At 39.1% G+C, this 11,458-nt stretch carries 8 protein-coding genes; 1 reads left to right on the plus strand and 7 read right to left on the minus strand.

The features are described from left to right. Positions 1 to 79 precede the first annotated feature (79 nt). Positions 80 to 1,309 (plus strand): poly-beta-1,6-N-acetyl-D-glucosamine N-deacetylase PgaB, encoded by a 1,230-nt coding sequence (gene pgaB, locus FB6_RS03790; protein WP_174558724.1) that lies wholly within the window; start codon positions 80 to 82, stop codon positions 1,307 to 1,309. On the opposite strand, the gene pgaD is transcribed toward pgaB (FB6_RS03790), so the two are convergent. From pgaD to lpdA, 7 genes are all read right to left on the minus strand, one after another. Beyond that, complete coding sequence (gene pgaD / locus FB6_RS03795) at positions 1,275 to 1,781, minus strand: poly-beta-1,6-N-acetyl-D-glucosamine biosynthesis protein PgaD (RefSeq protein WP_174558725.1); 507 nt, start codon at positions 1,779 to 1,781, stop codon at positions 1,275 to 1,277. The genes pgaB (FB6_RS03790) and pgaD overlap by 35 nt on opposite strands. Further along, positions 1,774 to 3,042: a poly-beta-1,6-N-acetyl-D-glucosamine synthase gene (gene pgaC, locus FB6_RS03800; RefSeq protein ID WP_174558726.1), complete on the minus strand. Its 1,269-nt coding sequence runs from the start codon at positions 3,040 to 3,042 to the stop codon at positions 1,774 to 1,776. Before pgaC ends, pgaD begins: the two co-directional genes overlap by 8 nt. After that, a complete protein-coding gene (pgaB, locus tag FB6_RS03805) occupies positions 3,042 to 4,880 on the minus strand; it encodes a poly-beta-1,6-N-acetyl-D-glucosamine N-deacetylase PgaB (protein WP_174558727.1) in 1,839 nt (612 codons plus the stop codon). The genes pgaC and pgaB (FB6_RS03805) overlap by 1 nt, the downstream gene beginning before the upstream one ends. Beyond that, the gene (gene pgaA / locus FB6_RS03810; protein ID WP_254592190.1) at positions 4,880 to 7,351 is read right to left on the minus strand and encodes a poly-beta-1,6 N-acetyl-D-glucosamine export porin PgaA; all 2,472 of its coding nucleotides are present in this window, start codon (positions 7,349 to 7,351) and stop codon (positions 4,880 to 4,882) included. The genes pgaB (FB6_RS03805) and pgaA overlap by 1 nt, the downstream gene beginning before the upstream one ends. Before the next feature lie 370 nt (positions 7,352 to 7,721). Then, positions 7,722 to 8,612 (minus strand): succinate--CoA ligase subunit alpha, encoded by an 891-nt coding sequence (gene sucD / locus FB6_RS03815; protein ID WP_174558728.1) that lies wholly within the window; start codon positions 8,610 to 8,612, stop codon positions 7,722 to 7,724. A 12-nt stretch (positions 8,613 to 8,624) separates the two neighbouring features. After that, positions 8,625 to 9,791 (minus strand): ADP-forming succinate--CoA ligase subunit beta, encoded by a 1,167-nt coding sequence (gene sucC, locus FB6_RS03820; protein WP_174558729.1) that lies wholly within the window; start codon positions 9,789 to 9,791, stop codon positions 8,625 to 8,627. 182 nt (positions 9,792 to 9,973) lie between these two features. Next, positions 9,974 to 11,407 carry a dihydrolipoyl dehydrogenase gene (gene lpdA / locus FB6_RS03825; protein ID WP_174558730.1) on the minus strand — a complete coding sequence of 478 codons (1,434 nt, stop codon included), beginning with the start codon at positions 11,405 to 11,407 and terminating at the stop codon, positions 9,974 to 9,976. Positions 11,408 to 11,458 lie beyond the last annotated feature (51 nt).

The raw sequence follows: 11,458 nt of genomic DNA on the forward strand, positions 1-11,458 counted from the left end.
GCATGATCACTTCATTATAAAACCATAAGCCATGAACTTGGATTTAATCCATTATTCAGGCAATAAAAAGAGAATAAAAATGAATAATTTAAAAAAAATATACCTGAACAGATTAAGCCACTGTCTTTATTTAAGCCTGAGCTGCTTCCCTTTATCGGCAAAATCAGCAGATTTAGTCCACATTAAGCAGCACCCTATCGACCAGATCGTGCAGCAGAATATGACGCAACAACCAGTGGCGCCACAATTAAAGAAAACAACAAAGATCAATCAGATGCGGATTATGCATATTGATATTGATTATGTGTATGATCGCGATAAAAAACAGCAGCAGCAGAATATTCAGACTTTAATACAGCGCATTAAACAGGTTCAACCCAATACTATTTTCCTGCAAGCTTTTGCCGATCCCGATGCCAATGGTTCGGCAGATCAGGTCTATTTTAAAAACCGCCATATTCCTTTAAGGGAAAATCTTTTTCCATTACTGGTCAGTGAAATTCGTAGCAAGACCCAGGTCAAGCATATTTATGCATGGCTGCCCCTCATGGCATGGGAATTTCCCAAAAGTTATCAATTGACCTATGTTGCGCATAATAATGGTGGAAAACAGGGTTATATTCGGGTGTCTCCATTTGATCCTAAAAATCTGAAATATGTTTCTGAAATTTTTTTAGATTTTATCAAATCAAATGCCGTCGATGGTGTGCTCTATCATGATGATGTCACCCTCAATGACCATGAAGATATTTCTGCTCCAGCAAAGAGCATGTACCAATCCTGGGGATTTAATTCAGAACATTTATCAAAATTACCAAAATCCCCCAGACAGGCTCAATTGGCCAAATTTAAAACTGCTTATTTAGACCAATTTGCAGAAGGTATTACCAAAATCCTGAAACAGCAACACCCTCATCTGCTCACAGCCCGTAATATGTATGCACCTGTAGCCTTAGACCCCATTAGTGAAAACTGGTTTAGCCAATCAATGCCCAGCACCTACCAACATTATGATTACAATGCCATTATGGCGATGCCTTATATGGAAGAAGCTGATGATCATCAGCAATTCTATTTAGACTTAATTGAGCAGTCGAAAAAATACGACCCTAAACTGGATCGTACGATTTTCGAACTTCAAGCGGTTAACTGGATAAATAACCAGAAACTTTTTACCGAAGAAATTATTGAAACGATTAAATTCTTAGAAAAACACGGGGTAAAACATATTGGTTATTACCCCGATGATTTTGTCGATGAACACCCTCAACCATCTAAGCTGAAATCCGCTTTTTTAACTGATGATTAGCCTCAAAAAACTCTAGTGCCCCTTTATGATCATAATAAAGGGTCAAATTCCTCGCCTGCTGCATATTCACAATATCTGTAGTACTGACCTTAAAGCTTGACGCTAACTGCTGCTCATTAATAGCTGAAGGGGCTTTTCTGCGATCTTTACCATGAAACCGGATCCAGTTATAAGTTGCCCAAAGAAACAGTATGCCCGTGAAGACCAAGATCATCGTCATAATATTGATTAAACTTAAAGGACTATCTGGCCGTGCCTGAATCACCAATTGCTGATAAATAGTTTTCCCTTCAAACCACCAAAACAGTATTGTCAGAATTGGCATAAACAACCACATAAATACAAACCAGCCGACTATTTGTAAACTGTATCCAACACTTTTATTTCGCACATATTCAGGTCGATCAATATATTCTGGAAGTTCTAACTTTGACTCGTCTTCAATAAGATAGTATTTATATACTTTAGTCATTTTCTGGCTCTCCTCTAAATCCACGGTCTGGGCTAACCCAGCGTGCACGTTTTTGAGTTTTGAAAATTGTTTTAGGTAATGCGACGACCGTAGTCATCATTGTGAGAATCCAGAAGAACAAAGGATACCAGATGACCCAAAAATAGTTCCTGAAGATTCGGTCCTTATCATAGGGTTTATCAATACATAAACTGACAAAGAATTGAATAAGGCAGGTTAAACCAAGAATAATTCCATACCATTGCGGAAAGAGAGATTGAATTGCCCACTCTCCGGGTAACGAGAAAAACAGACCGTATAAATATAAAAGTATAATACCGAACATCACATAAGCCCAAACTACACTCACAATTGACTCTATTGCGATAGGCCACATACGACGTCGGTTCCATTTAAACAAACTCGGCAAATATGCAAACAGGACTTCCACTCCGCCTTGAGCCCAACGTAACCGTTGTTTCCACAAGCCTTTAAAAGTTTCAGGCATATAGATATAACATAATGCTCTCGGTACATATTGCAGATCCCAGTGATCAAACTGCAAACGCCAAGATACATCAATGTCTTCAGTGATCATGTCATCACGCCAATAACCAATACGATCTAATGCCGTTTTACGGAAACCTGCTATTGCACCAGAAATGGTAAAAATACGGCCATAGGTACGTTGAGCACGTTTGATCAGACCGATAATGGATGAAAATTCACCCACCTGAATTTTACCGAGAATACTGGATCGGTTCACAATACGAGGATTTCCTGTTACTGCACCAACTCGAGGATAACTGGTTAAATGATGCATCATCCATAACACGGCATGAGGGTGTAATAATGCATCGCCATCAATACAAACCAAGTATTCATTTTGACTGACCATTGCCCCTGCACGCAGCGCATAGGCCTTACCTTGATTTTCAGCCAGATGAACTACTCTAAGATTCGGATAGTGCTGTACAAGTTCATCCAGAATTTCACCTGTTTTATCCCGGCTACCATCATTTATTGCAATGACCTCAAAATCGGGATACTGAGTTTGCATTGCAAATTTAATTGTATCCCGAACCTGAGCTTCCTCATTAAAGCATGGAATAAGTATGCTACAGCCGTGCTCGCTCGGATGTGGCAAACCTTGTTTCTTGCGTTCATGCTTTAAATAAAACCAGATTCCACCTGCAATCCAAATCCAGGCCATAAACAATGGGTAAAAAAAAGCAAATCCAAAATAAATATCACTTATTCGAAGCAAATTTGACTCTTCCATTATTTCACCCCCTTCGCCGTATTATTTTCATAGGGATTGCGATAAGTTAATGGACTGCTATTTGTACTTAATTCTTTGTACAAATGTTCTTGAATCTTTTGCCCGGTATTTAACTGATAGTTATTAATCCCAATTTTTTGTATGGCTAAATTTTTTAAGAATTGAAAATTATATTGGTATTGTTTCCAGTCGCGATTTTTTGCATCTGGGCTGACATTAAAACTAAAAATTAAATATTGTCTTTCTAGATTATTTAATTTTTCTAATTGTTTTTGTAGAGCCTTGAATATTTCAGGATGATCAACTGGATCAAAATCGATATACAGGAAATCACCGTTAAGAAGACAATGTTTAACTAATGCCTTTAAGCCATCTACATGTTTGTCTTTTAAACTGAATTTCAAAGCAGTTTGATAATTATTACTAATATTTGCGTAATACTTTGCCTGAGCTTTACTACGTTCCTGAATTTTAAAAATTTGGTTCATTTTCTGGGTGCATGATGCATCCCAGTTGTTACTTTGCATACCACATAATGCCTCATCTCCAACATCTAACATTAAACCTTCAATTCCAGTATTATTTTTTACCAAATCGGCTGTTAGATTTTCTAGACTCAAACCTTGTTTGGTTTCCAACGTCATAGGAAGTTCAGCATAGACACGATTATTAACACGCGTCCGAACTTGCCAAACGGTACGATTTAACAGATCTTGACGCACGCCTAACTGACGATTTGGGAAATAAGCAACATCTATTTTTCCATCTCCATTCTCATCTGCTACGGCTTTCAATAAAATATTATTTGTTTGTAGCGAATTAATTTGGTCAAGAAATTGGCCTAGTTTGTCATCGAAAGCTTTATTGGTTGGGCTTACCATTTCAGCCAAGTCAAAACGAAGAAAACTTTTACGTTGCTTATATGCTGCCCGTGCAAAAGTTAAAAAATCCAGCATTTCTTCATGAATCATTTCAGGCGTCGGGTTATTCATAATCAAGCCGCGCTGATATGTTTTTCCGGAATCTACCAGTGTTGACATACTGCCCAAACTGAATGACAAAGGTAATCCCGCTTTTGCAGCCAATAATTCGCTTTCTTTAGTTACCGCACCATAAGGCCAAAAAACTGCCATTGTATTAATACCCAATTCAAAATCTAAAATTTCCTTAGACTTTTTCAGGTCAGCAATGACTCGTTCTTGATAGGCTTTATCTGTTTCATAACGCCCTAATTTGGGTAAATATGCACGTGTAATTGCAGCGGGTTGCATACTTTGTTGAGGGTTAGCAAGAATCCCTTTATGCATGTTGTCTGAATGTGAAACAAACTCAGCCAAACCTGATTGTTGCATTTCACGCATTTGATCCCAATTCATCAAATTATTCTGGCCATAAGCCTCATAAGCATCTTTGGTATTCCCATTGATCCAACTGGTGGGTATAGCAAATACAGCAGGGAAGTTATATTGTTTTAACAGTGGAAATACGCGGGTATAGCTGCTTAATGCACCATCATCAAAGGTCAAGAGCACAGATTTTGCAGGTAAACTCTTTTTTTGTTGCCGAGCCAGCCATACATCTTGCAATCGAATTGGATGCCAACCTTCCTGTTGAAGCCAGGCAAAATAGCGTGCTAAATTTTTGGTGCTAATGGCATAAATATCGTGGTCGCCAGATTGAGCGACATCATCTCTTACATCGTGAAAAGTTAAGGTAACAAATAAATTATCAGGTACTTCTGCTGCAATTTTTGTGGCACTTTGAGCCACACTTATCGTTGGAATCGATAAAACAGTAATCAATATCGCAGCAAGTAATTTTTTTCCAATTTGCTTCATTAAAAATTCCCCTTAAAACCCACAGTTCCGTACGTTCTGTCTTCATCGTCTCCGTCATAAGGATGTCTTCCCCATCCTATGCCATAGTTCAAGCTCCACGTCCGTGACAATTGCCAATTATGTTGATAAAGCACGTTATAAATCGGTTCAGTGGAAAATCCTTTTTGTCCAAAAGCTCCGACTGTTGCTTCAAAATGCTGCGTGAAATTTTTATTGTATTTTCGCCAGGTAATCCAATCGTGCTGTAAAGTGAGCTCACCGCTATAGCTTTCCTCAGGATTGAAATAATCCACAACAACATCGTGATTTTGACTATAAAAACCACCTAAAATGAGACTGGTAAGATGATGAGGACCCTGAAGAATTTGCTGTTTGACATAGACTGAAGCTTCGTGACGAGCATTACCATCATCAATATCTGTGAATTGATAAGCCAAGCCGGCTTCGCGTGATTCATTCTGTTGCCAATTCAAGCCAAAGGTATAAGCTTTTCCCTCATTCCCCTTTTTAAGGGCTTGTAAGGGAATATCCGCCTGACTATTGAACCCTAAAGCATATTGCCAATGATCATTTAGCCATTGCGACCAATTAACCAAAACACCAAAGCGATCTTGATTGCGTTCATTGTCTATACTTTGTGAAAGCATGATATTTGCAGTTTTACGACGCGATGCCCATTCCAGTCCAAGGCCTACACGCTGATCATCAATTTTACCTTGATCATATTTTGCCGAGCGGATACTGTGATCCACATAGGTACGATAATTGTCGAAAAACCAAGGACTATTCAGACGGGTTAAATGATCTTGCTCACGACTCCCTTTTAGGCGATTTAGCAAGGCTGAATTATTAGAATCACTTTCCGAGAGTGTACTTAGATGCTGAATACTTGCGTGATTACGGTCTTCGAGTTCTTTTTTACTTTTTATAACTGCCGTATCATCAGGCATGGTTTGCATCAAATATGCAAGCTGACTACGCCATAGCTGAATATCGCCTAATGCTTGTATATTCTGTAGATGTTCAATTTGAACCCCTTGATCTACAGGCTCAATACCATCCCATTGAGATAAAATCCATTCCGAACGCTGTGGATTTTCACGCCAGCGCTGAACCAGAGCACGATTACTTTGATAAACCACATTATTTGGCGCCTTGGCAACCAGATCTTCAAAATATTGCTCAGCTTTCGCATACTCCTGTCGATAAACATAATTAAGTCCGACCAGTGTTAAGTACTCAATACGATCATCATGGGTAACTTTATCGACACCTTTTGCATTACTGTACTGGAAAGTAGGTAAGGCCTTATCCATCTCCTGAAGTAATTGATTGGCTGATTGAAATTTTTCTTGTTCAATGAATGCGTAATATAGCCCTTCATAAAGTTTAAAATTTGCATAATTCGGTATTTTTAATAAATCTTTATAAATCTTCTCAGCCACTTTAGGTTGTTGAGCTTTTAAATAAGCATCTGCTATAGCTTGACGCACATAAGGCGGCATTTGCTCAATTGACAACCCCGTTTTAGGTATTTGATCTAATACTTTCTTCGATAGATTTCGCTCATTGAGGACATATATATATTCATAATAGAATTGCTGTTTCAGTTTGGGATCATTTGGCAACTGTGCTTCATAACGATCCATATCTGCAATGACCTGATCGAGTTGCTGATAGGGCTGAGTTCCACCACGATAAACAGTAAGTTTATAATATTGAACAGCATTTTGAATACGCTGTGTAAATTCACTAATTTTTACAGTCGTACTCAGTTGAGGCTGTTTGGCAAATGAATTATTTTTTTTCAGATATTGCTCAGCTTTGGCATAATCAGCATTGACCATCAACGCCAATACATATTGTTCTTCTGTACTTAAATTCTTATTTTTTTCAATCGCCAGATTTGCAGCATTCATGGCTTCAATCGGCATGTTTAACAATCGATAGGTATAAGCCAGTTGTGCCAAATAATCTGCATCTACATAGTTGATGTCTATCGGTGCCAGAGTTTTTCTTGCTTGATCTGCTTTTCCTCCTTCAGCTTGCAAGACACCTATCCATACAGTCCACATCTGATTTTGGTCAGTTTCAGCAAATTTTTTAGCCCAATATTCTGCTAAATCAAATTTCTTCAAATCTCGTAATGCTTTAAGAACATTTACCTTTCCATAATCTGGAAATTCTGTAGGCTTGATACCCTTAAGATACTTAACATCAGACTCGACAAATTTATTGTTTTCATAAGCCATGACCACATAATCGGCAATCAATTTCTGATTATTCGGTTGAAGTATCAGAAATTGCCTGAGTTTTTTTAATCCTGCATCGACTTGGCCCTGTTTAATTAAAGGCACAACCTCTTCACGTTGCCGATCTACTGTATTGTTATATATTAGTTCAGCATAGGACAGTGACGAAAATAGAATGGTTCCACAAGATATCGAGAGTACATTAAGTTTTATATTCATAATTTGTATTCTTAATTCATTGTTATTAATTGGCATTGTAATCCACAATATGTGTCATTAATCCCAATTTAATTATTTATTGTGTTTAAATTTGTGTTTTTATTATTTTATGTGATATAAATCACATTATATTAATTATGAAAAATATTAATTATTTTTTTATTTTTATGGTTTTAAATTTTACTTTATCTATGCAAAAAATATATTTCGTGTACAAAAAAATATACTTTATATATCCTTTTTAACATTTGATCCTTTCTGAATTTTTACATTCATTTTATGAGATGAAATCTTTTCCTATTCAACAAAAAAATAAAAAAGCCCTCAATGGAGGGCTTTTTTATTAATCATTGCTTATAAAATAAATTGCTTAAGCAACGCCTCTTTTCTTTAAAACATCTAACATCGTTGAACCTAGTTCTGCAGGACTCCGTGTATAGGCCATACCCGCTTTTTCAAAGGCTGCAAATTTTTCTTCTGCAGTACCTTTGCCACCTGAAATAATCGCGCCAGCATGTCCCATACGCTTACCTTTTGGTGCTGTCACACCTGCAATATAGCCAACTACAGGCTTAGTCACATGAGACTGAATATATTCAGCTGCCTCTTCTTCCGCTGTACCACCAATTTCACCAATCATGATAATAGCTTCGGTTTGTGGGTCTTCCTGAAATAGTTTTAAACAATCAATTTGGTTCATACCCGGAATCGGGTCACCACCAATGCCAATACACGTCGACTGGCCTAATCCCAGTTTTGTGGTTTGTGCCACAGCTTCATAGGTCAATGTTCCAGAACGCGAGATGATCCCGATTTTACCCGGCTGATGGATATGCCCAGGCATAATACCGATCTTGCATTCCCCTGGGGTAATAATCCCTGGACAGTTCGGACCAATCAGACGTGCATTATTGCCATAGGTTTCGAGGTAACGCTTGGCTTTTAGCATGTCTAAAGTTGGTACGCCTTCCGTAATGACCACAATCAGCTCAATACCCGAATCAATCGATTCAATAATCGAATCCAATACAAATGGCGCTGGCACATAAATAGACGTAGCTGTAGCGCCAGTTTCACGCACCGCCTCTTTCATAGTGTTAAATACAGGAAGGTTTAAATGTTGTGTGCCGCCCTTGCCCGGTGTTACCCCACCCACCACTTTAGTGCCATAGGCAATGGATTGTTCTGAATGGAAAGTTCCGTTTTTGCCAGTAAAGCCTTGTACCAATACGGTGGTGTTTTTATTAATTAATACGCTCATGTCTGATACTCCTTAAGCTTTTACAGCAGCAACAATTTTTTCTGCCGCATCGGCCAAGCCACTAGCAGAAATTAAAGTCAAACCCGATTCATCAAGTAACTTGGCACCCAGTTCAGCGTTATTGCCTTCCAAACGCACAACCACTGGTACTGTTACATGAACTTCTTGAACCGCCGCTATAATCGCTTCTGCAATCATGTCGCAACGTACAATTCCACCGAAGATATTAATCAATACGCCTTGTACAGACGTATCTGCAAGAATAATTTTAAAGGCTTCAATCACCCGTTCTTTGGTTGCACCACCACCGACATCTAAGAAGTTTGCTGGCTGACCACCATATAGTTTGATAATGTCCATGGTTGCCATGGCAAGACCAGCACCATTCACCATACAGCCAATGTTACCTTCTAGCGCAACATAGTTCAGATCAAACTCTGACGCTTTTAATTCACGTTCATTTTCTTGCGATTTATCGCGCAGGGCTGCAATCTCTGGCAGACGATACAGCGCATTTGAATCAATTCCCACTTTAGCATCGACACATAAAATGTCGCCATTTTCACGCACAGAGAGCGGGTTAATTTCAAATAGCGCAAAATCATTTTCAATAAATGCTTGATAAGCAGCGGACATAATTTTGACAAATTGATTGATCTGACCATCTTTTAGATTCAATGCAAATGCCACTTCACGTGCTTGGAATGGCATTAAGCCCACTAAAGGATCGACTTCAACTTTAATAATTTTTTCTGGGGTTTCTTCTGCGACTTTTTCAATTTCTACACCACCCTCAGTCGATGCCATAAAAGTCACACGACGGCTAGAACGGTCAACCACTGCCCCTAAATACAATTCACGCTCAACAGGATAAACATCTTCAGACACTAAAATACTGTTTACTGGCTGGCCGTTAGCATCTGTTTGATAAGTCACTAAACGTGAACCAATTATTTGATTGGCATAATCAGCAGCTTCAGCAGCAGACTTCACTACTTTTACACCACCGGCTTTACCACGACCACCCGCATGTACTTGGGCTTTGAGTACTGCAAATTTCCCACCGAGTTGTTCAAATGCAGCCACTGTTTCATCTGCATTCGTCGCAAGAATACCCTCTTGCACTGGCATACCATATTTTTTTAATAACGCTTTAGCTTGATATTCGTGTAGATTCATTGAACAACCTTTTACTCTTTTTTCGCTTTGTTATGACCCATTAAAGCCCAGACATCCGTCAAAGCAGCTTTAACCTTTTTTAAATCTTAAAATATTTCTTATCTTTATTTTTAGATGATTGTTCATACAAAAACAACCACCTGAAACAAAAAAGAGCGGCCTAAGCCGCTCTTTTTTTCATCTTATTTACGTTTACGCTGAATCGCGTGAATCGCTCGTCCATCGACTGCCAACGCAGCTTCATGAACCACTTCAGAGAATGTTGGGTGACCGAAAGTCATCAACTGCAGATCTTCTACAGAAGATACAAACTCAAGTGCAATCATACCTTGGTGTACGATATCAGACGCAGCAGGTCCAATCACATGCATACCTAATAAACGATCTGTTTTTGCATCAGCAACAAACTTAACAAAGCCTGCGTTTTCACCAGCAGCCATTGCACGGCCATTTGCAGCGAAACCAAATTGACCTGTTTTAACTTCGTGGCCTTTTTCTTTCGCTTGCTCTTCTGTTAAACCAACCCACGCCGCTTCTGGGTGTGTATAGATTACAGAGATGATTGTGTCGTAGTTCACTTGCGCAGCGTGACCGTGCATACGTTCAACAGCCATTACGCCTTCTTCCATTGCTTTATGTGCAAGCATTGGACCACGTACCAAGTCACCAATTGCGTATACGCCTTCAACAGAAGTTGCACACCAATCGTTTACTTCAACTAGACCGCGTTCAGTTAATTTAATGCCTGAATCTTCAGCCAACAAACCTTCTGCATATGCTTTACGGCCAACACAAACGATCAATTTATCGAAAGTTTGAGTTTTGTCTTCGCCACCTTGAGTGTACTTAACAGTCACTTCACGGCCATTCACTTCTGTACCAGCAACTTTAGCGCCAACACGAATATCAAGACCTTGTTTAGTCAATACTTTTTGGTAGTCTTTCGCCAAAGCTTTATCAGCCATTGGCAAGAATGCGTCCATTGCTTCAAATACAACAACTTCAGCACCTAGACGACGCCATACCGAACCTAGTTCAAGACCAATTACACCCGCGCCGATTACGCCAAGACGTTTAGGCACTTCTGGGAACTCAAGCGCGCCAGTAGAGTCAACAATAATGTCTTGATCTACAGGAGCAACAGGAATATTTACCGGCACAGAACCAGATGCAAGAATTACATACTTAGGTTCTAAAATTTGAGTTTCACCTTCGTGAGATACAAACTCAACTTTCTTACCTGCAAGTAATTTACCTGTACCTTTTAACCATTCGATACCGTTGCCTTTAAGCAGGCCATCAATACCCATTGTTAATTGGTTAACAATTTTGTCTTTACGGTCAAGCAATTTTGCAAGATCAAATTTCACTTCACCAGTCGTAATACCGTGGTCATCTAAATGATGAACGGTATCTTCATAACGGTGAGAAGAATCAAGCAATGCTTTAGACGGGATACAACCCACGTTTAAGCAAGTACCACCCAAAGATGGTTTACCTTTATGGATGCGTTTTTCGATGCAGGCTACTTTGAAGCCAAGCTGAGCGGCACGGATCGCAGCTTCATAACCACCAGGACCGCCGCCAATTACAACTAAATCAAATTGTTGAGACATGTGTATCTCCAAAAATGGGCTTAGAGGATCACCCTAAGCCCATGGATTTAT

Origin of the sequence: Acinetobacter bouvetii (assembly GCF_902753875.1) — a bacterium.
Lineage (GTDB): Bacteria > Pseudomonadota > Gammaproteobacteria > Pseudomonadales > Moraxellaceae > Acinetobacter > Acinetobacter bouvetii_A.